The organism is Microtetraspora sp. NBRC 13810, assembly GCF_030268685.1.
GTDB lineage: Bacteria > Actinomycetota > Actinomycetes > Streptosporangiales > Streptosporangiaceae > BSRQ01.
This window is the reverse complement of the sequence record NZ_BSRQ01000028.1, coordinates 1-22,934: the sequence shown is the minus strand read 5'-3', so window position 1 is coordinate 22,934 and position 22,934 is coordinate 1. Positions and strand designations below refer to the sequence as shown.

Annotated in this window: 21 protein-coding genes and 1 tRNA gene; 11 read left to right on the top strand and 11 right to left on the bottom strand. The window is 70.7% G+C overall.

Annotated elements, in window-relative coordinates:
- The first annotated feature begins 39 nt into the window (after positions 1-39).
- The 3 genes from QSK26_RS37265 to QSK26_RS37255 all read left to right on the top strand — a co-directional run bounded on the left by QSK26_RS37265 (position 40) and on the right by QSK26_RS37255 (position 1,071).
- Positions 40-504 (top strand): tRNA adenosine deaminase-associated protein, encoded by a 465-nt coding sequence (locus QSK26_RS37265; RefSeq protein ID WP_285780059.1) that lies wholly within the window; start codon positions 40-42, stop codon positions 502-504.
- A 2-nt stretch (positions 505-506) separates the two neighbouring features.
- On the top strand, positions 507-956 hold the full coding sequence (tadA, locus tag QSK26_RS37260; RefSeq protein WP_502888796.1) for a tRNA adenosine(34) deaminase TadA: 450 nt from the start codon (positions 507-509) through the stop codon (positions 954-956).
- A gap of 27 nt (positions 957-983) precedes the next feature.
- Positions 984-1,071: transfer RNA gene (locus QSK26_RS37255), tRNA-Ser, on the top strand.
- Between the two features lie 82 nt (positions 1,072-1,153).
- Here the strand turns inward: QSK26_RS37255 and QSK26_RS37250 are convergent.
- Positions 1,154-1,792, bottom strand: coding sequence for a response regulator (locus QSK26_RS37250; protein ID WP_285780145.1), 639 nt, complete (start codon positions 1,790-1,792; stop codon positions 1,154-1,156).
- A 118-nt stretch (positions 1,793-1,910) separates the two neighbouring features.
- Positions 1,911-3,029: a sensor histidine kinase gene (locus tag QSK26_RS37245; protein WP_285780058.1), complete on the bottom strand. Its 1,119-nt coding sequence runs from the start codon at positions 3,027-3,029 to the stop codon at positions 1,911-1,913.
- A 165-nt stretch (positions 3,030-3,194) separates the two neighbouring features.
- Between QSK26_RS37245 and QSK26_RS37240 the strand changes: the two genes are divergently transcribed.
- Genes QSK26_RS37240 through QSK26_RS37230 form a run of 3 tightly spaced genes read left to right on the top strand, consistent with a single transcriptional unit; the run spans position 3,195 to position 6,291 of the window.
- On the top strand, positions 3,195-4,661 hold the full coding sequence (locus tag QSK26_RS37240; RefSeq protein ID WP_285780057.1) for an alpha/beta fold hydrolase: 1,467 nt from the start codon (positions 3,195-3,197) through the stop codon (positions 4,659-4,661).
- A complete protein-coding gene (locus QSK26_RS37235) occupies positions 4,658-5,548 on the top strand; it encodes an ATP-binding cassette domain-containing protein (protein ID WP_285780056.1) in 891 nt (296 codons plus the stop codon). The genes QSK26_RS37240 and QSK26_RS37235 overlap by 4 nt, the downstream gene beginning before the upstream one ends.
- Positions 5,545-6,291, top strand: coding sequence for a hypothetical protein (locus QSK26_RS37230; RefSeq protein WP_285780055.1), 747 nt, complete (start codon positions 5,545-5,547; stop codon positions 6,289-6,291). Before QSK26_RS37235 ends, QSK26_RS37230 begins: the two co-directional genes overlap by 4 nt.
- On the opposite strand, the gene QSK26_RS37225 is transcribed toward QSK26_RS37230, so the two are convergent.
- The 3 genes from QSK26_RS37225 to QSK26_RS37215 are packed head-to-tail and all read right to left on the bottom strand — an operon-like array spanning position 6,272 to position 9,397.
- A complete protein-coding gene (locus QSK26_RS37225; RefSeq protein WP_285780054.1) occupies positions 6,272-7,459 on the bottom strand; it encodes an MFS transporter in 1,188 nt (395 codons plus the stop codon). The two genes, QSK26_RS37230 and QSK26_RS37225, sit on opposite strands and share 20 nt — an antisense overlap.
- A gap of 41 nt (positions 7,460-7,500) precedes the next feature.
- The gene (locus QSK26_RS37220; RefSeq protein WP_285780053.1) at positions 7,501-8,133 is read right to left on the bottom strand and encodes a mycothiol-dependent nitroreductase Rv2466c family protein; all 633 of its coding nucleotides are present in this window, start codon (positions 8,131-8,133) and stop codon (positions 7,501-7,503) included.
- A 52-nt stretch (positions 8,134-8,185) separates the two neighbouring features.
- Positions 8,186-9,397, bottom strand: a complete 1,212-nt coding sequence (locus tag QSK26_RS37215) for an MFS transporter (RefSeq protein ID WP_285780052.1) — start codon at positions 9,395-9,397, stop codon at positions 8,186-8,188.
- Between the two features lie 62 nt (positions 9,398-9,459).
- Here QSK26_RS37215 and QSK26_RS37210 point away from each other — a divergent pair, with 62 nt between their 5' ends.
- Positions 9,460-9,852, top strand: coding sequence for a type 2 periplasmic-binding domain-containing protein (locus tag QSK26_RS37210; protein WP_285780051.1), 393 nt, complete (start codon positions 9,460-9,462; stop codon positions 9,850-9,852).
- Here QSK26_RS37210 and QSK26_RS37205 read toward each other — a convergent pair.
- Positions 9,821-10,777, bottom strand: coding sequence for a threonine ammonia-lyase (locus QSK26_RS37205; protein ID WP_285780050.1), 957 nt, complete (start codon positions 10,775-10,777; stop codon positions 9,821-9,823). The genes QSK26_RS37210 and QSK26_RS37205 overlap by 32 nt on opposite strands.
- Positions 10,778-10,873: 96 nt before the next feature.
- On the opposite strand from QSK26_RS37205, the gene QSK26_RS37200 reads away from it, so the two are divergent.
- The 3 genes from QSK26_RS37200 (at position 10,874) to QSK26_RS37190 (ending at position 15,647) form a co-directional block, all read left to right on the top strand.
- Positions 10,874-11,368 (top strand): Lrp/AsnC family transcriptional regulator, encoded by a 495-nt coding sequence (locus tag QSK26_RS37200; protein WP_285780049.1) that lies wholly within the window; start codon positions 10,874-10,876, stop codon positions 11,366-11,368.
- A gap of 291 nt (positions 11,369-11,659) precedes the next feature.
- On the top strand, positions 11,660-13,162 hold the full coding sequence (locus tag QSK26_RS37195) for a CehA/McbA family metallohydrolase domain-containing protein (protein WP_285780048.1): 1,503 nt from the start codon (positions 11,660-11,662) through the stop codon (positions 13,160-13,162).
- Positions 13,163-13,409: 247 nt separating this feature from the next.
- Positions 13,410-15,647 (top strand): translocation/assembly module TamB domain-containing protein, encoded by a 2,238-nt coding sequence (locus tag QSK26_RS37190; RefSeq protein WP_285780047.1) that lies wholly within the window; start codon positions 13,410-13,412, stop codon positions 15,645-15,647.
- Between the two features lie 16 nt (positions 15,648-15,663).
- Here the strand turns inward: QSK26_RS37190 and QSK26_RS37185 are convergent, their stop codons facing one another.
- The 5 genes from QSK26_RS37185 to QSK26_RS37165 form a co-directional block, all read right to left on the bottom strand.
- Positions 15,664-17,076, bottom strand: coding sequence for a DHA2 family efflux MFS transporter permease subunit (locus QSK26_RS37185; RefSeq protein WP_285780046.1), 1,413 nt, complete (start codon positions 17,074-17,076; stop codon positions 15,664-15,666).
- Positions 17,077-17,162: 86 nt separating this feature from the next.
- Positions 17,163-17,906: a response regulator gene (locus QSK26_RS37180; protein ID WP_285780045.1), complete on the bottom strand. Its 744-nt coding sequence runs from the start codon at positions 17,904-17,906 to the stop codon at positions 17,163-17,165.
- Between the two features lie 293 nt (positions 17,907-18,199).
- Positions 18,200-20,326 (bottom strand): MMPL family transporter, encoded by a 2,127-nt coding sequence (locus QSK26_RS37175; RefSeq protein ID WP_285780044.1) that lies wholly within the window; start codon positions 20,324-20,326, stop codon positions 18,200-18,202.
- A 208-nt stretch (positions 20,327-20,534) separates the two neighbouring features.
- Entirely contained in the window at positions 20,535-21,623 is a 1,089-nt protein-coding gene (locus QSK26_RS37170) for a hypothetical protein (protein WP_285780043.1), read from the bottom strand.
- A gap of 19 nt (positions 21,624-21,642) precedes the next feature.
- On the bottom strand, positions 21,643-22,680 hold the full coding sequence (locus QSK26_RS37165; protein WP_285780042.1) for an aldo/keto reductase: 1,038 nt from the start codon (positions 22,678-22,680) through the stop codon (positions 21,643-21,645).
- Positions 22,681-22,759: 79 nt separating this feature from the next.
- Between QSK26_RS37165 and QSK26_RS37160 the strand changes: the two genes are divergently transcribed.
- A partial coding sequence (locus QSK26_RS37160; protein WP_285780144.1) for a MerR family transcriptional regulator occupies positions 22,760-22,934 on the top strand: 175 nt, incomplete at its 3' end.

The following is a 22,934-nucleotide window of genomic DNA, read 5'->3' as shown; positions in this document are numbered from 1 at the left end:
GGGAGCTAGCCCATGCCCTCCAAACCGACAGGAAGTAGTTTGTTCTCCGCTGCCTTCGTCCGGACCGAAGACGGCTGGACCGGAGCCGAGGTCGACCTCAGCGAGGTCGAGATCGTCGACGATCTCAGCGACGCCGTACAGGAGCGCCTCGGCCTGGACGGCGACGAGCTGACCCTGCTCTGCGTCGAGGTCGAGGACGAATGGTTCGCGATCGTGCGTTACCAGGACGACGACGAGCCCCGGGTGTTCCTCTCCGACGTTCAGGCAGGGGTCAACGACTCGCTCGGCGCGTTGTTCACCGAGCTCGCCGGAGTCGCCCCCGACAAGGAGACCTCCGACCTCGGCGTCCGCCCCGCCGGCGACTTCGAGCTGCTCAGCGACCTCGGCGTGACCTCCGAGGAGCTCATCGAGCTCAGCATGGAGGAGGGCATGCTCCCCGCTGACACGCTGTCCGTGATCGCCGAGCGCCTCGCCTTCGCCGACGAGCTCGACCGCCTGCACTGACCTTGGACCACACCGAGGCGATGCGCCTGGCCCTGGCGCAGGCCGACCTCGCCGCCGAGCGCGGCGAGGTCCCGGTCGGCGCCGTCGTCCTCGGCCCCGAGGGCGAGGTGCTCGCCGCCGCCGGCAACGACAGGGAGGCGAGCGCCGACCCCACCGCGCACGCCGAGATCCTGGCCCTGCGTACGGCGGCGCGCGCCCGAGGCGAATGGCGCCTCACCGGCTGCACCCTCGTCGTCACCCTCGAACCCTGCACAATGTGCGCCGGCGCCGCCGTCCTCGCCCGCGTCGACCGCGTCGTCTACGGCGCCGTGGACGAGAAGGCCGGCGCCGCCGGCTCCCTGTGGGACGTGATCCGCGACCGCCGCCTCAACCACCGCCCCGAGGTCGTCATGGGCGTCCTCGCCGAAGACTGCGCCGCCGTACTCAGGCGTTTCTTCACGACTCGCCGGTAACCACGGTTATCCGGTAGGCTCTTTCGCGGTGGAGTCGCCTAGTGGCCGAGGGCGCACGCCTCGAAAGCGTGTGAAGGGCAACCTTCCGTGGGTTCAAATCCCACCTCCACCGCCACCGAAAAGAGCCTCTTACCTGCTGGGCAGGTCAGAGGCTCTTTGCATGTCGTGATCATGTGGCGACCGCGGGGGGCGAGTCGTCAACGTGGAGTGACCAGGCCGGCTTCGTAGGCGGCTATGACGAGTTGGGCGCGGTCTCGGGCTTGTAGTTTGGCCAGTAGGCGGCTGATGTGTGTTTTCACGGTTCCGGGGCTCAGGCGGAGTTGGGTGCAGAGTTCGGTGTTGGACAGGCCGTGGGCTATGAGGGTGAGGACCTCGCGCTCCCGATCCGTCAACGTGTCGAGGCCGTGGAAGACCCGCTGGGCGGGGCGCCGTACGAACTCCGCGATCAGTCGGGTGGTGACGCTCGGCGCGATCAGGGTCTCGCCCGACGCGACCACCCGAATCGCCTTCAGAAGGTCGTCGGGGGGTGCGTCCTTGAGGAGGAAACCGCTGGCGCCCGCCCGCAGCGCCGAATAGACGTACTCGTCGAGGTCGAACGTGGTCAGGATGAGCACCCGGGTGTCGCCGGCGATCTGCCCGGTCGCGGTGATGCCGTCCATCTCCGGCATCCGGACGTCCATGAGAACCACATCGGGTGACTCCGTCCGCGCGAGCGTCACCGCCTGGAGTCCGTCGGCCGCTTCCCCGACCACGGTGAGGTCGTCCTCCGAGTCGATCAGCAGCCGGAAGCTGCCGCGCAGCAGTGCCTGATCGTCGGCGACGAGCACTCGAATCAAGAGATCTCCCACGACATGCCCACCTCACGCGGGCTCGGCCTGATCCGCGGACCCTCTACTCAGTACCACGGATGCCGGGCTCGCGAAGGGAGACCTCCACCGAGGGAAGTGTGCGCGTTCAGGGGATCTCCCATGACGCGCGCACGCCGAACCCGCTCCCTGGCAGGGGGCCGGCCTCGAAGGCGCCGCCGTACATCATGGCCCGTTCGCGCATCCCGGCGAGGCCGTGTCCGCCCGTCTCGCCCGGCAGGACGCGCCGCCCCGGTCCGTCGTCGGTCACGGAGATGCTCAACAGCCCGTCGACGACGGACACGCTGGCCCGGCAACGGGCGGGAGCGGCGTGCCTGACGACGTTGGTGATCGCCTCCTGCACAATGCGATAGACGGACAGTTCCATGCTGCCGGGCACGTCTCCGCTCACGGAGAGGTCCACCTGCACGCCGGCCTCCGCTGCTCGGTGTGCCAGGGACGGCAGGTCGACGAGGCCGGGGAGCGGCGTGTGCTCGGGCGCGCCGCCGGGTGCGCGCAGGGCGCCGAGGAGCTGGCGCATCTCCACGAGCGAGCCGCGCCCGATCTCCTCGATGGCCCGCAACGCCTTGCGTCCTTCCTCCGGGTGCTTGTCCAGGACCTTGGCCGCCACCCCCGCCTTGACGGTGATCATGCTCATGGAATGGGCGACGACATCGTGCAGCTCGCGCGAGATCCGCAGGCGTTCGTCGGCCACCGCCTTCTCGGCCTGCCTCCTGGCCTCGCGCGCGGCGAACTCGCGGCGGGTGCGCGCCGCCGTACCGAGGCTCCAGCTCGCTCCCACGACCAGACAGGTCATCCCGACGATGAAGACGGGGTCCGGCCAGCCGTTCGTCCGTCCCGGCGCGCCCAGCGCCGAGACCAGCAGTGCGCCTCCGGTCACGAGCAGGCCCGCGACGAGGGCGATCGCCGAGCGCCGCGCCGGTTGGGTGACCGCCACCGGGTAGACGGCCAGAGCCACCGCCACGATCATCAGCGGCTGGTTCACTTGCAGCGCGGGCGCGAGGAGGCAGGCCAGCAGGGCGCCGCAGTATGCGGGCACCGGCCGGATCCGCCGCACCGCCACCGGCAGCCAGCAGGCCAGTGCCGCCGCGGTGCTCACGTTCAGGCCCGGCGCGTCCGTCGTGGACACCCGTGCGAGCAGCACCGCGACGACGGTGTCGGCGAGGACGAGCAGGCTGAGCGGAGGCCGCCTGGCGAGCAGGTTCACATCCCGACGCTATCGAGGAACGACCGCGAGCGGATCTGAGCACGAGCTGTCGGACCGGAGTCCTACTCCGCTCTCGTACGCCCGCACCGTATGACCCCGGTCTGATCGGCAAGACCGGATCCGGCTCCGATGTGCGCAACCGCCACGTGCCGGATCGTTGGCCGCATGAATCGACGCACACTCATCGCGCTGTGCCTCGCCGGCTGCCTCACCGTGTCACTCGGCGGCATCGCGCTGGCCTCGGCGCAGGCTTTTCGCCTCGTCTGGAAGGAGTGCGGTGACGGCCTGCGATGCGCCGAGCTGGTCGTTCCGGTGGACTGGGGCGACCCGGGCGGGCCCAGGACCTCGGTGCACGTGGCCGAACTGCCGGCGACGGGCCGGAGCATGGGACCCCTGATCGTCAACTTCGGAGGCCCGGGGACCAGCACGGCGATGCTCAGGCCGTCGGACGATCCCGAGTTCCCGCCCGAACTGCCGGCGGTGCTCAAGGAGCTGCGGAGCCGGTTCGACGTCATCGCCATCGATCCGCGCGGGCTGTCCGAACCCAGGAGCGGCAAGGCGGTGAGCTGCGCGGAGCCCGCGGCCTCCATCTTCGGACTGATCGGCGCGCGAACGAAACGGGACTGGGACGCCCACGCCGCCAAGAACGCGGCCCATCAGGCGAGCTGCCGCAAGGCGGCCAGATCGGCATGGCGTGGGATGACGGCCTGGAACGTGGCACACGACATCGACGCGCTGCGCGCCGCGCTCGGCCAGGAGAAGCTCCGCTATGCGGGCAACTCCTACGGGACCGTCTACGCCCAGGCATATCTGGAGCTGTTCCCGCAGCGGGTGGAACGGATGTATTTCGACGGGACCGCCGATCACACCCAGCCGGAGTTCGAGCCCTGGGTGCGCAATTATGCGCGGGTGCAGGAGCGGCATCTCACCCGCTTCCGTGACTGGTGCGCCGGCCGTACGGACTGCGCCCTGCGCGGCAGGGATGCGGGCGAGGCGTGGGACGAGCTGGCCGCGCGGGCGCGCCGCGCTCCGCTGCCGGCGTCGGCCGGCAGAACGGTGGACGAGGGACAGCTGTACGCGGGCGCGGTCAAGGGCATGAACCCGGCGCTCTGGCCGCAGTTCGCGACCGCCATCCGGAAGGCCCTCGACGGCGACGCCGCGCACTTCCTGACCGAGCTCGCGCCGGATCCGGGCAGCTCGTCCGTCTCCCAGGACTCCCTCTGCAACGACTTCATGCCGAAGTTGCCCACGTATGAGGAGTTCCAGGGCATCGAGGCCAGACTCCGGGCGATCGCACCGAGGTTCGGCTGGATCGAGGGACGTTACGAGCTCGGACGGTGCTGGGGGCGCGGCGGGGGCGCGTCCTGGGCGTCGCACCCGTTGCGCGTGCGGGACGTCCCGCCGATCCTCTTCGCGATCGGGGAGCTCGACAACAACACCAACTATCTCGGTCAGCGGCACGTGGCCGGGCAGATTCCCTCCGCGCGTGTCCTGTGGCACGGCGACGGCCACGCGTCGTGGGGAGGCAACTCCTGTCTGCGGCGGCATGTCCTCGCCTACCTGACGACGGGGGCGGTGCCCGCGCAGGGCACGCGCTGCCCGGCCGAGCGGATCCAACGGGTGGGGAAATGATCGAGGTCGTCGAACTGACGAAGGTGTACGGTTCCACCCGGGCGGTCTCGGGACTGACGTTCGACGTCAAGCCCGGCCAGGTCACCGGCTTCCTCGGGCACAACGGGGCCGGCAAGTCCACCACCATGCGGGTGATCCTCGGCCTGCACGCGCCCACCTCGGGCAGGGCGTTGATCAACGGTGTCCGCAGGCGCGACCTCAAGGATCCGATGCGGGAGGTCGGCGCCATGCTCGACGCCACCGAGGTGCAGGGCGGGCGCAGCGCGTTCGATCATCTCCTGGCGCTGGCCTGTGCCGGTGGGATCGCGCGCCGCAGAGTCGTCCGGGTTCTTGAGGAGGTCGGCCTGGCCGGCGCGGCACGCAAGCGGATCGCCGGGTTCTCCCAGGGGATGCGCCAGCGTCTCGGCATCGCGGCGGCACTCCTCGGCGACCCGGGAGTGCTCATTCTCGACGAACCGGTCAACGGCCTGGACCCCGACGGCATCCGCTGGCTCAGGACACTGCTGAGATCTCTGGCGGCCGAGGGGCGGACCGTCCTCCTGTCGAGCCATCTGATGACCGAGATGTCGCTTACCGCCGACCGGCTCGTCATCATCGGCCGCGGTCAGCTGATCGAGGACACCTCGACGGCGGGACTCCTGGCCCGCTTCCAGGGCGACGTCCTGGTCCGGTCACCGCACGCGGCCCGCCTGGCCAGGGTGCTCGAAGCGGCGGGAGCGACCGTGCGCCGGACCGCCTCTACGCCGGGGGACGAAGGGGAGTTGCTGGTGACCGGCCTGCCCGCGGCCACCGTCGGTGACGCCGCCCTGGCGAACGGCTGCGCCGTCCACGAGCTGGCGCCGCGTCAGAAGTCGTTGGAAGAGGTCTTCATGGAGATAACCCGATGAACGTCGTCGCGTCGGAATGGGTCAAGCTGCGCTCGCTCCGGTCCACCTACTACGTCCTGGCCTCCACGCTCTCGGCCGTGGCGCTCACCGGCTTCGCCGCCCTGTCGATCTCGCGCTACCACGACATCCATGCCGGCGGCGAGCCCGTCGGCACGGGGCTCGGCTTCAGCGCCGACATCCCTCCCGTGCTCTTCGGCATGCTGGGCGTGCTGGCCATCTCCGGCGAGTACGGCACCGGCATGATCAGGCTGACGCTGACCACGATCCGGCGCCCGTGGACCCTCATCCCGGCCAAGGCGGCCGTGGTGGCCGCCGTGGCCGCGATCGCGGGTCAGGTGCTGGCGTTCGCCACCTACTTCACCGCACAGGCGGTGGTGGGCGGGCGTCCGATCGGCGCCTCGTTCGCCGAACCGGCCGCGCTGTCCGAGGTGCTGGCGACGGGCGCCGGCTGCGCCGTCGCCGCGGTGACGGGGCTGGGCCTGGCCACGGTTCTGCGTTCGACATCGGGTGCGCTCGTCGCGCTGGTCGCCCTCCTGCTGTCCCCGACCGTGATCGAGCGCTTCCTCCCCGCCCCGTGGAACGACTGGTCAAGCTCGCTGACGATCCCGGCGCTGACGAGGCAACTGGCCGGCGTTCCGGACGCCGGAGCCTTCGGCCCCTTGCCGGCCGTCGCCATCCTCACGAGCTATGTCGTGATCTCCCTCCTCGCGGCAGCCTTCGCGATCACCCGCCGCGACGCCTGAGGAACGACGCCGAGAGGGTGAGGAGCAGCGAAGCCGCCGTCAGTGCCACGCCGAACCAGACGACACTGGTGACGCCTGCGTGGTCGGCGAACAGCCCGCCGAAAAGCGCTCCGAGTGCGATGGACGTGTTGTAGGCCATGGTGTTGAGCGACATCGCGGCTTCGAAGGTGTCGGGTGCGGCGGCCTGCGTCATGTTGATCTGGCACAGCTGGACGACGCCGAAGGAGACTCCCCAGAGGACCAGCGAGACGATCGAGACGGCCTGCCCGTGACCGATCGTGAGCAGCAGGAGCAGGGACACCACGAGTCCCGCGCAGCCGGCGACGAAGCTGCCGCGCAGGCTTCTGTTCACCGTGTATCCGGCGATGAAGTTCCCGGCGGCGCCGCCGACGCCGTACATCATCAGCAGTACGGTGATGAAGGCGGGCGTGGCGGAGGCGTTGGCCTCCAGGAAGGGGCGTATGAACGTGTAGGCCCCGAAATGGCCGAGCACGAACAGGACGACGGTGATGAGCACCAGGCGGAGCGGCGCGTTCCTGAGCGGGAGTCCGAAGACCTCGCGGACCGAGACCGCGTTCGCCGAGGGCAGCGATGGGATTATGGCGGCGACCGCGAGGAACACCAGCACGCTGAGGCCGCTCCAGATGAGGAACGTGGTGCGCCAGTCGGTGAGGCTTTCCAGAAGCGTCCCCAGCGGTATGCCCACCACGGCGGCGATCGAGATGCCGGACATCACGACCGCCGCCGCCCTGCTCGCGCGGTGTGCCGGGACGAGGCGCATCGCCATGCTCACGCCGATGGCCCAGAACACGCCGCTGGCGAATCCCATGACGAGCCGCGTCGTCAGTACCAGCGGGTAGTTCGGCGAGACGGCGGTGATGACGTTTCCCACGGCCAGTATCGCCAGCAGCGCGGACAGCAACACGCGCCGGTTGACGCGCCTGGTCCATGCCGTGATGAACGGCACGCCGAGCCCGGCTGAGACGCCGTACAGCGTAACCATCAGCCCGGCGACGCCCACGGATATCCCCAGGCTTGAGCTGACCGGGGTGAGCAGGCCGACGGGCATCAGTTCAGTGGTGAGGAAGACGAACAGACTGGCTGTGATCGCGGAAACGCCGAGCCACGCCCGTAAGGTCGAGTGCGGGCGTACATCCTGTGTGACCATTTCTTCTCTCTGATCGTGCACGGTATGGGCTTTCTGGTGCGCTAGCCGAAGATCGGGTCGCGGGTGCGGGTGCGCTTGAGCTCGAAGAAGCCGTCGGTGCCCGCCACGGCGAGGACGCCGTCCCAGAGGCGGCCGGCGGCCTCGCCGCGCGGGGCGGGGGAGATCACCGGGCCGAAGAACGCGATGAGTTCGCCGTCGGCGCCGGGAACGTGGATGACGGGCGTGCCGACCTCGGCGCCGACGGGGTCCATGCCGGCGTGGTGGCTGGCGCGCAGCGCCTCGTCGTAGCCGGGGTCGTCCGCCGCGTCGGCGAGTTCCGCCGGGAGGCCGGCATCGGCGAGGGCGGCGAGCATCATGTCCCGGCCCAGGCCGGCCTTCTGCCGGTGAATCAGGGTTCCCATGGCGGTGTAGAGCGGTCGCAGTATCTCGGTGCCGTGCCGCTGCTCGGCCGCGACGCAGACGCGCACCGGCCCCCAGCCCTCGACCATGCCCTGGCGGTACTTCTCCGGCACCTCCCGCCCCTCGTTGAGCACCGAGAGGCTCATCACGTGGAAACGCGGTTCGACAGGTCGCACCTGTTCGACTTCCAGCAGCCAGCGGGAGGTGATCCACGCCCATGGGCAGCGTGGATCGAACCACAGATCGGCGACAGTGGCCGGCCGGGAGATGTTCATGGTTGGTTGTCCCTTCTTGGATGGTGGATGTGGTTCGGTCGCCCGGTACGGGTCATGAGCGGGATAGCCTGGTTCGTTCCAGTGCCCACAGGACGAAGGTCCCGCAGGCCAGCAGGCCGCCCAGGACGCTCACGGCGGTCCAGCCGCCGCGCGTCCACACCACGGCGGCCAGCGCCGATCCTGCGGCGCCGCCGGCGAAGAACGCCGTCGTCAACGCGGAGTTGAGCCGGTTGCGGATCTCGGGGCGCAGCGCGTAGATGACGTTCTGGTTGCTGTTGAGCACCGCCTGGTGCGCCATGTTGAGGACGATCAACCCGCCGGCGAGCCAGATCAGCGAGCTCTCGGCCGCGCCGATCAGCAGCCAGGACGCGGCCAGCGCGGCGGTGCCGATCCCGGTGACCCACTGCACGTGGCCGCGGTCAGCCAGGCGGCCGGCCACCACCGTGGTCACCGTGCCCACCGCGCCGACCAGCCCGAGCAGCCCGATGGCCGCCTCGGACCAGCCGTACCGAGGGCCGGCGAGCAGGAAGGTCACGGCCGTCCACAGCACCTGGAACGACGCGAGCGACAGGGCGGCGATGCCGGCCCGCCACCGCAACACCGGTTCGTGGCGGAACAGCGCGATCGTGGAGCGCAGCAGCGCCGGGTACGACAGCCCGATCGGGGTGTGCAGCCGCGGCAGAAAGCGCCACAGCAGCACCGTCACCCCGGCGACGAGGATCGCGCTCACCCAGTAGACCGTCCGCCAGCCGCCGAGTTCGGCGAGCGCGCCCGACACGGTACGGGACAGCAGGGCGCCCAGCATCAGGCCGGTCATCACCATGCCGATCACCCGGCCGCGCCGCCCCGGTGCCGCGAGCGTGGCGGCGTACGGCACCACGATCTGGGCCGCCACCGAGGTGAACGCGGTGAGCACGGTCCCGGCCAGCAGCATGGGCCCGTTCGGCGCGGTCGCCGAGACCAGCAGGAACACCGCGGTCGCCGCGTACAGCAGGACGGCGAGCCGGCGGCGTTCGACCAGGTCGCCGAGCGGGACGAGCAGCATCAGCCCCAGCCCGTAACCGACCTGCGCGGCCGTGACGAGCAGTGCGGCCATCGTGGCGCCGAGCCGAAGCTCCCGGCCGAGCAGGTCCAGCAGCGGCTGGGCGAAGTAGTTGTTGGCGACCGAGAGCCCCGTCGCCGCGGCCATCAGGAGGAGCAACCCGCGGCTCAGCGTTGCCGCACCGTCCCCGTGGCGCGCCCGGCGCGCGGCTGCCCTCGTCATGCCTCATAGCCTCGGGCAGCGGCGATCAATGAGTCCAACGCATATTTGTCACGCTAGCGATCGTGATGCACGATGGATACCGTGGAGCCGGCGAAGCGTTCCTGCCGCCGCCCGGCAGGCAGCCGGGCGTGCGCCCGAAGGGCGTCCGGGGCCGCGCCCTGGCACAGGGTGATCTGGTCGCGGTGGTCGCACCCGGCCACCCGCTGGCCGACGAGTCCGACGTGGACCTGCACCGGCTGTCCAGCGAGGTGTTCGTCGACTTCCGTGATCCCCCCACCCGGGTGGAACACCTGATCTCCCTGCGCCCCTCTCCGGCCGCCGCCGCGTTCCTCAACGCCCTGGACATCCCGGCGGACCGGTCGTCGGAGGGCCGGAGGCACGATCGCCCCGGTTACGAGGGGTGGGCGCCCGGGGAGGCCCCGTTCAGCGTGTCAGCCGGGTGGCGAGGTGCCTGAGCTGTTCCGGGCGGGGGTTGGCGCCGGTCAGCACGGTCGCCAGACGGTCCCCGCGGACCGTTCCACCGGCGATCGCCGCCAGGCCGGCCGCGCCGGCCGGTTCCACGATGATGCCCAGGGTGCGCGCCACCAGGTCCATCGCCTCGGCGATCTGCTCGTCGGTCACCAGGACGATCTCGTCCACCAGCACCTGAACCCGCCGCACCGAGACGTCGAGCGGAGCGCGGACGGCGATCCCGTCGGCGAACGTGTCGGTCCTGTCGAGGGTGACCGCGTGACCGGCCCGCAGGCTGTGCAGCATCGACGGGGCGCCCGCCGCGTTGACTCCCACGATCCGGACCGACGGCGTGTGATGTTTCATCCACCGGGCCACCCCGTTGATCAGGGCGCCGTCACCGACGGGGAGCACGATCGCGTCATAGTGCTGTCCGGGGTCGCGGGTCAACTCGACCGCGATCGTTCCGGCGCCTTCGGCGATGGCCTCCTGCCGGCCGTCGCGCAGGTAGACGAGATCGGGCCGGCGTCCGGCGTACGCGGCCACCGCCGCGCGGGCCTGCCAGCCGTCTGCGCCGGCCGTGATCACCCGGGCGCCGAAGGTCTCCATCCGCTCCCGTTTGCCGGGGTTGACCGTCTCCGGGACGAAGACCTCCACCTCGATCCCCCGAGACCGGCCCGCGTAGGCGACCGCCTGCCCGAAGTTGCCCGAACTCGCGCACACCACTCGCGTCCCCGCGGGCAGTGTGCTCAGCATCAGGTCGGCGCCGCGGCCTTTGAAGCTGCGCACCGGGTTGGCGGTCTCCACTTTCACGGTCACCGTGCGGCCCAGTGCCCGGCACAACTGCTCGTCGATGTACTGAGGGGTGTCGAGGAAGACCGGGTCGATCACTTCGCGGGCTTGCTCGATCCGCGTCACGTCCAGATCCATGCGCGCCCTTTCGTCCGGTACCAGGCACGGCCGACGCTAATCGAAAGTCCGATCACAGCGATTGGGAATTTTCGCGCCGGGACGCAATAATCATGCATGGCCGAGCCGCCGCCGCACCTGGACGACATCGACGCACAGCTTCTCGATCTTCTCCAGCACGACGCCGACCGCACCCTGTTCGATCTCGGCGAGCAGGTGGGCCTGTCCGCCAGTGCCGTTCAGCGGCGGATCGCCCGCTATCGCAGGGACGGCCTCGTCGTCAGGCAGGCGGCCATCGTGGATCCGCACCGGCTCGGTCCCATGGTCCAGGCCGTGGTGCTGGTGACCCTGGTCCGCGAGTCGTTCGAGCATCACAGTGTCTTCGCCGACCGGATGCGCACGGAGCCGGGTGTTCAGCAGTGCTACCGGGTGGCCGGGCCCTGGGACTACGCGGTCATCGTGACGGCGCCCAGCATGCGCGACTGCGGCCGGCTCGGCGACCGCCTTTTCAAGAGCGATGACAACGTCAGGCGGTATGAGACTCTGCTGGTTTTCGACACCGTCAAGACCGGCCTGGCGTTCCCGCTGACGGACGTGCCTCGCGGGCGCTGACGGTACGCCCTTGGGTCATGGTGGATGGTGAGCGGTGTCGCTCGCGGTCCGCTTCCACACGGTCGTGCTCGCGGTCTGGTTCCTGGTCATCGCGGGTCTGGCCGCGCACCGTTTCCAGCTGTGGCTCACGCTGCTGTGAACCGTGACAGGGGGCATGACCGGCCCGGAAACTGTTGGACCGGAATCTAGTGTTCTTGACTGTCCTGATCCATGTTCATGTCGCGTTCAGTGCGTTCTTCGACACTCGGCGGTTGGCACCCCCAGACCGCAGCAGCACTGAAAGGCTTCACAGTGAAGGACAGCAGTTCCGAGGACCGGGAGAACGCGGCGATCTCGCGTCGCCGGCTGGTCAAGTACGCCGGCGTCGGGGCGACGCTGGCGGCCGCGAGCCCGCTGGTGGGCGGCACCCCCGCGCAGGCCGACGACGACAGGCACAGCTCCGGCGGCCAGGGCGGCGGCTCCCGTGACCGGGTGTGGCGCGCCGGCGACCACCACGTGCACTCGGAGTACAGCGGCGAGTTCGACACCAAGACCAACCCGCCGACGTTCCACAAGGGCGCCGACGCCGTCTACCCGATCGTGACCAATGCGATCATGGCGAAGTACTTCGGCCTGACCTGGGCGATGTGCACCGACCACGGCGGTCCGACCCACTCGAAGGTGAACCTGGAGCAGGCATACCCCGACCTGCTGCGCTCGCGCGTCATGGTTCCCGAGGTCCTGCAGTTCTGGGGCATGGAGTTCGACGCCCCGGCGCTGGACCACCACACCCTGATGATCCCGCACCACTCCGGCGAGGCCCAGCAGCTCTTCGAACTGGAGAGTCGCTTCGCCAAGCTGGACCCGTTCCCCGCCGACCCGGGCCGGGACACCGAGGCCAAGATGGTGGAGTTCCTCAAGGCCGCCCGCGGGATGGGGCAGAAGCCGCTGGTGATCGCGCACCACGCCTCCCGGTCGGCCACCGGCCTGGGCAAGTGGGGCCAGGACACCCCCAAGGAGTTCCGCAACGGCAACAACGTCGCCCCCGACGTCTACGTCGGCTTCGAGGGCGCCCCCGGTCACCAGGCGGGCCCGCTCGTCGGCGGCGCGCGTGGCGGGTACGGCAACCACCCGACCTACGGCGGCTTCGACCAGATGACCGCCCGGGTCGGCGGTCTGTGGGACTCGCTGCTCGGTGAGGGCCGGCACTGGTGGATCACCGCCACCTCCGACTCGCACGTGCACTGGACCCGCGGCGGTTCGGACTTCTGGCCGGGCGAGTACAGCAAGACCTACGTGATGGCCCGCCAGGACTACGGCGACATCATGGACGGCCTGCGCAACGGCCGGATCTTCGTCACCACCGGTGACCTGATCACCGCCCTGGACGTCACGGCCGCCAGCCAGGGCCGCGAGGCCGCGGTGGGCGAGACCCTCACGGTCAGCCGCCGCAGCCGCGGCGACGTCGAGGTGGAGATCAAGTTCCGCCCGCTGAACGGCAAGAACGCCAACGGCGACCGCCCCGAGGTCCGGCGCGTGGACCTGATCGTCGGCCAGGTGACCGGCGTCAGCGCCGACCTCGACGCCGACACCAACCCCACCACGAAGGTCGTGGCGCGGTTCGGCCCGCGTGACTGGCGCAGGCAGGGCGCCGACTACGTCATCAAGTACACCCTGCGCGACGTGGAGCAGGACACCTACCTGCGCGTCCGCGGCACCAGCACCGACGAGATGGAGCCGCTGGCCGACGGCAAGGAGAGCCCCTGGGAAGACCTGTGGTTCTACTCCAACCCAATCTTCGTCCGGGCCCGCTAGTCCGCTGACGACCCGGCCCCTCCCCGCCGCGGGGGAGGGGCCGGATTCCGTCGTCGCCCTGGCCCCGGGCCGGTCGCGGCGCCGCGGCCACATGAGCCTGCCCGCCGTCCAGGGCGGGTACGGCTGCCGGCGCAGGGCCCAGCCCCGGCGTCCACCACGGTGGCCGCGTCCCCCCGGCGCGAAGTTGACGTGACGCCTGATTCTTCGTAGAACGGGCTGTTTCACAGGGACGTCGGGAAGCGGGATCGTGGTCGATGAGGAGACGCTGTCACGGATCTGCTCGGCGGGTGAGGTCCTGCGGGCGGGGGACGGCGACGTCGTCGAAGGACGGGTGATCCGGGAGCTGTGCCGGCGCGGCGCGGACGAGGTCGATCCGCGCGGGCTCGCGATCGAGGGCGCCAGGATCGGCGGACGGCTCGACCTGAGCGGCATGGAGGTGCCCTTCCCGCTCCGCTTCACCGGCTGCGTGTTCGACGGGCCGGTGGACCTGGACGGCGCCGAACTGCACCTGCTCACCTTCGACGGCTGCACGCTTCCCGGCCTGCGGGCCAACGGGCTGCGCGTCCGCCGCGACCTGGACCTGTCCAGGTCCCGGATCACCGGCGACCTGTGGACCTCGGCCAGCACGTCCTGTACCGCGGCGGTGTGGCTGTGCGAGTCGGAGATCGGCGGGCGGCTGCTCTGCCTGGACACGGTGATCGAGTCGGCGCGGCGGGCGGTCCAGGCCGACCGGATGCGGGTCGGCGGGACGATCCGGTTCCTGCACGGCTTCGAGGCGCGCGGCGAGGTACGCCTGCTGGGAATCGAGGTGGCCGGCTCGCTGGACCTCACCGGCGCCCGGCTGACCCGTCCCGACCGCGGGCTCGCCCTGAACCTGGGCGACGCGCGGATCGGCGGCAGCGTCTTCCTCATCGGCGACCAGACGGGCCGCCGTCCGCTCGTCCGGGGCCGGGTGGCCCTCGGCAACGCCCGGATCTCCGGCCAGTTCCTCATCCGCGACGCCACCCTGGAACCCGCCGAGACGGCCGACGGGACCGGCTACGCCAGCAGCCGGGGCGGCGGCTCCGCGATCGACGCCCCCGGGCTCGCCGTCGGCGGCGACCTCGCCGTCGAGGGCGAGTGCCGGATCGGCGGCGGCGTGGACCTCTCCCGCGGCTCCTACAGCGCCGTCCGGATCTGCGCGGGCTCCTCGTTCACGGTCGGCGGCGGACGCGCCCTGGACCTGACCAACGCCGAGCTGAGCTCCGGGCTCCTCATCGAACGCGGAGTGGCCGTCCAGGGCACGTTGCGGCTGGCGGGGGCGCACCTGCGGGGCGACCTGACCCTGAGGGGAACGAACTGGACCCGGGGGCACGACGGCGTGCTCGTCGCCGCCGAGGGCGTGGTGGTCGACGGCGGGGTGGATCTGCGGGACGTGGTGGCCGCCGGGGGCCGCCTGAGGTTCCGCTCCGCGACGATCGGCCGCGTCCTGGACGCGCAGGGCGCGCACCTGCGCCATCCGGGCGGTGAGGCGCTGTCCCTCCAGCAGGTGGTGGCCCGCGGGTCGATCCTGCTTTCCGGGGGATTCGTCGCCGAGGGCCGGGTGTCGCTGAACCGATGCGTGATCGAGGGGCGGCTCGACTGCGAGGGCGGCACCTTCACCGAGGGGATCAAGGCCGTGTCGGCCACGGCACGCGGCGGCATGCACCTGCGCTGGGCAGAGGTCCCGCCGAGGGTGGACCTCACCGGCGCGGTCACCTCGCTGCTCGCCGACGACCCGGCCAGGTGGCCGGCGGACACGGCGATCGCCGGGTTCGGCTACGACCGGTTCGCCGGTGGGTGGGACTGGCGGGCCCGCCGCGACTGGCTGCGCCGGATGGTCCCCTTCGACGCCGGGCCGTACGAGCAGGCGGCGCGGGTGTTCCGCCAGCACGGCCACCCGGCGGAGGCGGAGCGGCTGCTCATCGAGCAGCGCCGGCAGGCCAGGCGGACGCCGTCGCCGGGCGGGCGCACACCGCGCAGGATGGTCAGGGACGCCCGCGACGCCCTCTACGGTCTCACCGTCGGGTACGGCTACCGCCCGGGGCGGGTGCTGTGGCTGCTGGGCGCCCTGCTCGCCCTGGTCGGCGTCATGATGCTGACCCCCGCCGTCCAGCACACCCTGCGGGCCACCGATCCGCGGGGGAACGTCTACGCCGTGGACGGCCGGATCGTCACCGTGGACGACGTGGCCGGGCCCCGGGACGGCACCGCCACCGCGGCCGGGCGGGCGCCGCGTCCGGGACCGTGCGGGGACGGCCAGGTGCGCTGCTTCGATCCGGTGTTCTACACGGTGGACACCGTGATCCCGCTCATCTCGCTGGGCCAGCGCGCGACGTGGTACCCCGAGACGCGGACGCCGGAGGGGGAGCTGGCCTCGGCGTTGCTCAACATCGCCGGCCTGCTGGGCTGGCTGCTCTCGACGGTGGTCGTGCTGTCCTTCGCCCGGCTCGCCCGCCCGGCGTGACGTTCCCTCCCGTGGTTCAGGATTCGGCCGCCGCGAGCATCTCGGCCGGCGGGGCGGGCGGGGGCAGGGGGGCGGCGGGGATGAGGAGGGCCACGACGACGGCGGCGGCGAGGATCGCGGAGCCCGTCCACAGGGCCGGGCGCAGACCGGCGACGAACGACGCCGCGGAGCCGTACCCGCCGGTGGCGGCGAAGACGCTGGACAGTACGGCGACGCCCATCACGATGCCGGTCTGCCGCATCGCGTTGTTGGCCCCGGAGGCGACGCCCTCCTGCGCCGGCGGGACGAAGTCGAGCATCTGCCGGGCGCCGAGCGCGAAGAACAGCCCCATCCCGGCCCCGGCGACCACCATGCCGGGCAGCAGCAGCGCGTACGGCACGGCGGGGGAGACGACGACGGCGAACCAGGCCAGCGCGACGCCCTGGAGCGCGGCGCCGGCCACCATCAGCCCGCGCACCCCCAGCCGTTCGCCGAGCACACCGGCCACCGGCGCCACCAGCACGGGCAGCATCGTCCACGGCAGGGTGCGCACCCCGGCCTCGAACGGCGGGTAGGCCAGCACGTTCTGCAGGAACTGGGTGAGCAGGAAGACCGAGCCGAGCACGCCGCCCTGGACCAGCAGGGCGAGCACGTTGGACAGCACGAAGCCGCGGTTGCGGAACAGGGTGGGCGGGACGATCGGGTGCGCCGCCCGGCGTTCCCAGCGGGCGAACCAGACGAGGACGAGGGCGCCGGCCGCGATGGGCGCCAGCACCTGCGGGTGCGCCCAGCCGAGGGTGGTGCTGCGGATCAGCCCGAAGACGACGCCGAACAGCCCGGCCACGACCAGGGCGACGCCCCGGGTGTCCAGCCGGTCGTGCGGGCCGCGGCTCTCCGCGAGGAACCGCGCGGCCAGCGGGAGGAGGATCAGGCCGAGTGGCACGTTGATCCAGAAGACGCCCTGCCAGCTTCCGTGTCCGATGACCGCGCCGCCGATCCACGGGCCGAGCGCGATGCCGAGGCCGATCATGGCGCCGAAGCCGGCGATCACCCGGCCCCGGCGTTCCTGCGGCACCGACACCACTACGAGGGTGAGCGTCAGCGGGATGATCACCGAGGCGCCGAGCCCCTGGACGACCCTGGCCGCGATGAGCGCCTCGACGGAGCCGGCCAGCGCGGCCGCGGCGGACGCGGCGGTGAAGACCGCGAGCCCGGCGAGGAAGACCCGGCGCCTGCCGAACCGGTCGCCGACGACGGCGGCGGCGAGGAGGCAGACGGCGTAGGTGAGGGTGTAGGCGTTGACCGTCCACTCCAGGCTCTCCAGGGAGGCCGCGAGCTCGGTGCGGATGGACGGCAGGGCGGTGGTGACCACGAGGGTGTCGAGCGCGGCCATGAAGGCCGCGGTGCCGGCGATCAGGAAGGTGGCGACGCCGCTTCCCCGCTTGCTCATCAGGGCCTCTCCGGAACAGAGTGGATAGTGGCAACCTCTGCTATCTGTTATAGTGGACAGCAGAGGTTTCAGCCATACTTCACCGCTCAGTTTCGTAACCGTTTCAGGGGTGGCCGGAGACATCCGACGCCCCTGCTGCTCGCGATCGCGTTGTACTTGTTGACCGCGTCGATCCTGGAGACCGCGCCCAGCTTGTGGAAGATGTTGCGCAGGTGACGCTTGACGGTGCCTTCCGTCACCGACAGCCGCCCGGCGATCTGCCGGTTGCTCATCGCGGCCGCCACCAGGGCGAGGACTTCCTGTTCCCGTTCGGACAGAGGGACGGAGTAACCGGTGTCGGTGTTGACGAACGTCTCCCTGGGGACGGCCAGCGTGACCTTCCCCTCCGCGTCCACGACGCCGCGCAGGGCCGAGACCAGGTCCTGCCTGCCGATGCCCTTGTGCAGATAGCACCGCACGCCGGCGCGCAGCATCGACTTGATCAGCTCGATGTCGTCGTACATGCTCAGCACGGCCACGACCGTGTCCGGCGACACCTGACGCAGGCTTCGCACCACGTCGATGGGGGTCATGTGTGGTTTGTCGATGTCGAAGAGGACGACGTCCGGCCGGACCCGGGCCACCAGGTCCACCAGCGACTCCAGCGCGTAGGAGTCGTCCACCACGCGGAAGTCCTCCTCGGCGAGCAGGACCTCGCGCAGCACCTCCCGCATCAACTTGTGTTCGTCGGCGATGAGGATCCGGATGTGGTCACGCTTGCGGAGAACCGGCCCCGGCTTCCACCCGCGTTGCGGTGCAACCCTAGAAGCGAATGTTGTCTTGTCGCTCATCGTTCCCCCGATGGCGCAGTTATCAGGTGATGTGCGCGCCCAGCCTCCATGGTGCGAGGCTCCCCCGAATCGAGACATTGCCGATTATATTAGCGAGCATCCCCTATAAGCTAGGCGATATACTTCTTATTTTTCTGTGGATTCCGTCTCATTGTGATGCCTATCTGTCACGTTCTTGTTTCATGCAATTCACATTGTTTACACGAGAGTGTTAATTGCAATTTTGACTAGGTGGGGCACATGGCGGGACCGTGGCCGCCCCGACGGCCACGGTCCGGTCATGCTGGTGCCGGTCAGGCGCGCACGGGCGGCTTCGGAACCTCGGGGGTGACCGCGGGAAGCGGCGAGCCGCTCTCCTCGGGCAGCCCGTGCCGGCTCCACCACCGGGCCAGCGGAGCGGGCGACCACCACGCCCACCGTCCCAGCACCCGCATGGAGGCGGGGACCAGCAGCCCGCGGACGATCGTCGCGTCCGCCACCAGGGCGACCACGACGCCGACGCCGATCATCTTCAGCACGGTGACGTTGGTGGTGACGAAGGCTCCCACCACCACGCCCAGCAGCAGCGCGGCGGCCGTCACGATCCGGGCGGTGTGCTGCACGCCCACCGCCACCGACTCCGTGGTGTCGCCGGTCTCCAGGTAGTGCTCCCTGATCCTGGCCAGCATGAACACCTCGTAGTCCATGGCCAGGCCGAACGTGATGGCCGCGATCATCAGCGGCATGTTCGCGTCCAGGAAGCCGGGCGCCTCGAAGCCGAGCAACCCGGACAGCCAGCCGTCCTGGAAGATCAGCACGATGGCGCCGAAGGCCGCGGACAGGGACAGCAGGTTGGTGATCACCGTCTTGATCGGCAGCGTGATCGAGCCGAAGGCCAGGAACAGCACCACGAACGTGACCACCGTGATGATGAGCGCCATCCACGGCAGGCCCGCGGCGAGCATGTCCAGCATGTCGACGATCGAGGCCGGGCGGTTGGTGAACATCGCGGTGGCCCCGGCCGGCGGCGGCTCGGCGCGCAGCGCGTGCACCGTGTCCCTGATCTCCGAGTCGTACGGGCTCAGCGAGTAGCCCAGGGTGATCCTGGCCAGGTCGCCCTGGGTGCCGGTCACCGCCGCCCGGTCGATGCCCGGGACCTGGTCCAGCCGGGCGGCGAACTCGGTCAGCGCGGTCGTGGCCTCGGGCGTGTCCGCCGGGCCGGGCATCCGGACCACGGTGGTGATCACCTTGGTCGGGTCGAGGGGGAACTCCTCGGCGAGCATCCTGGTCGAGGTCTGGGCGTCGGAGCTCGCGGGCAGCGCCCACTCGGCCGGGCGGGACCAGACGGCGCCGAGCAGCGGCGTGCCGAGCGCGATCAGCAACGCGGAGATCGCCAGCGTCACGGCGACCGGCCGGCGCATGACCGCGTGCGCGGTGCGGTACCAGCGGGTGCCCTGCGTGCCGCTCCGGCCCCAGGGCAGCGGGATGCGCAGCGAGTCGATCCTGCGGCCCGTCTGGCGCAGCAGCGCGGGCAGCACGAACAGCGCCGCCAGCACCGCGAACAGTACGACGCTCGCTCCCGAGTAGGCGAGCGAGGTGAGGAACCGGGACGGGAAGACCACCAGCCCGCCGAGCGTCACCGCGACCGTGATGCCGGACACCACCACCGTGCGGCCGGCCGTCGCGGTGGTCCGCACCACGGCGTCCTCCACGTCACGTCCGGCGGCGAGTTCCTCGCGGAACCTGCTGACCATGAGCAGCGCGTAGTCGGTGGCGAGGCCGAGGCCGAGGATCACCACCACGTTGATGGCCGCGGTGGACAGGTCCACCAGGCTGCCGACCACGCGCAGCACGCCGAGCGAGCCGACCGCGACCATGACCGCGATGGCGAGCGGCAGCGACGCCGCGACCACGCTGCGGAACACGAGCAGCAGCAGGATCAGCAGCAGCGGGAACGAGATCAGCTCGGCCCGGGTGAGGTCCCGGTTGCTGATCTGGTTGAACTCGTAGCCGATCGGGGTGAGGCCGCCGTGCCATTCGGTCAGGTTGGGCGCGTCGAAGAGCGGTTCGATCTGCTGGTAGACGACGACCTGTTCCTCCTCCACCGCGCCGGGCAGTTGGAGGGCGATGTAGGTCTTGCGCCGGTCCTCGGAGACGTAGTCGGCCGAGTTGGTGGACCAGTAGGTCTCCACCCACTCGTAGGTGTTCCTGGGCAGCTTGGCGACGACCTGTTCGACGCTCTGCCGGAACGCCGGGTCGTCCACCGTCATCGTGGGGCTCTCGTAGATGACCACCACGTCCGGCACGTGGCGCCCGAGCGTGCCCGCCAGCAGGCTGTTCGCCTCGGCCGACTCGCCGTTGGGGTTGTCCAGGCCGGCGCCGCCGCCGAGGATGCCGCCGGCTCCCGAGCCCCAGACACCGCCCAGGATGACGAACAGCAACGCGCCTATGAACACCCATATGCGACGTCTTGCGCAAAATCTCCCTATTGCCGCGAACATCCCCATCTCCCTGGAGGTGGCGTGAACAACGGATGTCGCTCTCCGTCGGCGCGTCGAGCTCTCTCGGCAACGGCGAGCGTATATGAACAGTAGCGATATCTGCTATCTACTTTCAATGGTCTGGGGTCGCGGCCGTGTGACATCCCTGTTAGATCCGGGTATCCGCCGGCGCCGGGCGTGCCGCCAGGCCGCCCAGCAGCGCGCCGAGCCCGGCGACGAGCACCACGGTCCCTGTCCACATCTCCGGCGGCCAGCGCAGTCCCACGGCGATCTGCAGCCCGAGGAGCTGACCCGCGCAGACCAGGGCCGCGTACAGCGCCCCGGCGGCCGGCAGCCGCAGCGGCGCGTCCGGGCCGCGGACCGCGTCCAGCCGGACCAGGGCCAGGTCCGCGAGCAGTCCGGCGCACACCGCCGCGACGCAGACGGTCAGGTACGGGTCGGGGAACTCGTTGATCACCATCAGCCGCAGGGAGACCCCCGCCACCAGCGCGGTCCCCGCCCCGAAGGTCGCCCGCCGCCGGTGCATCAGCAGCAGCGGGACGGTCAGCAGCAAGGTGGTGATCACGTAGCTGGACACGCCCTGGACCGCGAGGAACTCCTCGGCGGTGTCGATGATCCCGCCGTAGTCGACGCCGAGCACCGGCTCGTACGGCTGGGTGGGGGCCAGGGTCATCATGGAGGCGCCGTAGTTGAGCATGACCAGCGCGCCCATGGCCGCGTACGTCATCGCGACCACGCCGGTGAACGAGCGCAGGCCGCCCTCGCCGGAGGCCCACCAGGAGCGCAGCGGGCTGGTGCCGAGGATGATGCCGCCGACCGAGGCCAGGATGTGGGTGGGGCTGAACGACGGGAGCAGGCCGATCTCGATGCCGATCGCCTGGTGCCAGATCATGTCGCCGAAGCCGCCGACGCCGAAGATGAGCGCGCCGAGCGCGCCCAGCCGGTAGCCGCGCGGCCAGCCGTCCCGCCACCACAGCTCCACCCGGTGGCGCCGCTGGTAGGCCATCCGGAAGCTCCAGGCGGCGGTCAGCGCGTAGCCCGCGTACATCAGGGCGTGGTAGGGGGTGAAGAAGCCTTCGAGGGTGGTGATGACGTTCTTGTGCGCCCAGCCGTCGACGGCCAGGCCGCTGATCATCACGGCGCTGCACAGCACCGTGATGAGGTCCTCGCGGGCCGTCGCCACCTCGGGCGGGCGGGTCGCGGGTTCGGTCGTCCGGGGAATTCCGCTGAGGGTCATGGTCTCCTCCGAGTCGTGTTCAGCCCGGCCTGCGCCGCCGCAGCGACGCGTTCACCAGCGCGGGCGGGCGGTAGCCGCCGTCGGCGGGGTTGATCGTCAGGCCCGGCGCCACGATCTCGTCGATCCGGTCGAGGACGTCGTCGCCGAGCCGTACGCCGGCGGCGGTGAGCTGGCTCTCCAGGTGGTCCATCGTGCGCGGGCCGATGATCGCCGAGGTCACGCCCGGGTGCTGGATCACGAAGGCGAGCGCCATCTCGATCAGCGTCAGGCCGCTCTCCTCGGCCAGCCGGGCGAGCCGCTCGGTCGCCGCGAGCTTGCGGTGGTTCTCCGGCAGCTCCATGTCGTACCGGCCGGGGACGAGCGGGGCGCGCCTGCTCTGCGGCGGCTCGACGCCCTCGCGGTAGCGCCCGCTGAGCCAGCCGCCGGCCAGCGGGCTCCAGGCCAGCACGCCCATGCCGTACTGCTGGCAGAGCGGCAGCACGTCGGCTTCGACGCCCCGGGCCAGCAGCGAGTACGGCGGCTGCTCGGCGGCGAACCGCTCCCTGCCGCGCTGCTCCGCGACCCGCTGCGCGTCGGCGATCTGGTAGGCGGGGAAGGTCGAGGTGCCGATGTAGCGCACCTTGCCGGCGCGCACCAGGTCGGTGAGCGCGCCGAGGGTCTCGTCGATGTCCACCGCCGGGTCGGGGCGGTGCACCTGGTAGAGGTCGATCCAGTCGGTGCGCAGCCGGCGCAGGCTGTCCTCCACCGCCCGGATGATCCAGCGCCGGCTGTTGCCGCCCTGGTTGGGGTCGTCGCCCATCGCGTTGTGCACCTTGGTCGCCAGCACGACCCGGTCGCGCAGCCCGCTCTCGGCCAGGCAGCGGCCGATGAGCTCCTCGGACTCGCCGTGCGAGTAGGCGTCGGCGGTGTCGATGAAGTTGATCCCGGCGTCGAGGGACCGCCGGACCAGCTTCGCCGACTCCTCGTAACCGTTCTCGCCCCACCAACCGATCATCATTCCGCCGAGGCAGAGCGGGCTGACCTTCACTCCCGTCCGTCCGAACAGGCGGTGTTCCATGAGGCTGCCTCCAAAATGGATATAAGCGCTTTCTACTATCCCGAGGTTAGACTGGCAAGGCGATTGCGAGGGAGGATTCATGCGGATCGCCGAGCTGAGCCGCCGGGCCGACGTTCCCGTGCCGACCATCAAGTTCTATCTGCGTGAGGGCCTCCTTTTCCCGGGTGAGCGCACCAGTTACAACCAGGCGCAGTACACCGAGGCCCATGTGCGCCGGTTGCGGATGATCAGGGCGCTGGTCGAGGTGGGCGGGC

Excerpts from the sequence above, each read along its gene's own strand:
- QSK26_RS37200 (WP_285780049.1), top strand. The coding sequence starts at position 10,874 with ATGGCCGAGCCGCCGCCGCACCTGGACGACATCGACGCACAGCTTCTC.
- QSK26_RS37180 (WP_285780045.1), bottom strand. The coding sequence starts at position 17,906 with ATGAGCGACAAGACAACATTCGCTTCTAGGGTTGCACCGCAACGCGGG.
- QSK26_RS37240 (WP_285780057.1), top strand. The coding sequence starts at position 3,195 with ATGAATCGACGCACACTCATCGCGCTGTGCCTCGCCGGCTGCCTCACC.
- QSK26_RS37220 (WP_285780053.1), bottom strand. The coding sequence starts at position 8,133 with ATGAACATCTCCCGGCCGGCCACTGTCGCCGATCTGTGGTTCGATCCA.
- QSK26_RS37185 (WP_285780046.1), bottom strand. The coding sequence starts at position 17,076 with ATGAGCAAGCGGGGAAGCGGCGTCGCCACCTTCCTGATCGCCGGCACC.
- QSK26_RS37235 (WP_285780056.1), top strand. The coding sequence starts at position 4,658 with ATGATCGAGGTCGTCGAACTGACGAAGGTGTACGGTTCCACCCGGGCG.
- QSK26_RS37205 (WP_285780050.1), bottom strand. The coding sequence starts at position 10,777 with ATGGATCTGGACGTGACGCGGATCGAGCAAGCCCGCGAAGTGATCGAC.
- QSK26_RS37225 (WP_285780054.1), bottom strand. The coding sequence starts at position 7,459 with ATGGTCACACAGGATGTACGCCCGCACTCGACCTTACGGGCGTGGCTC.
- QSK26_RS37215 (WP_285780052.1), bottom strand. The coding sequence starts at position 9,397 with ATGACGAGGGCAGCCGCGCGCCGGGCGCGCCACGGGGACGGTGCGGCA.
- QSK26_RS37165 (WP_285780042.1), bottom strand. The coding sequence starts at position 22,680 with ATGGAACACCGCCTGTTCGGACGGACGGGAGTGAAGGTCAGCCCGCTC.
- QSK26_RS37170 (WP_285780043.1), bottom strand. The coding sequence starts at position 21,623 with ATGACCCTCAGCGGAATTCCCCGGACGACCGAACCCGCGACCCGCCCG.
- QSK26_RS37230 (WP_285780055.1), top strand. The coding sequence starts at position 5,545 with ATGAACGTCGTCGCGTCGGAATGGGTCAAGCTGCGCTCGCTCCGGTCC.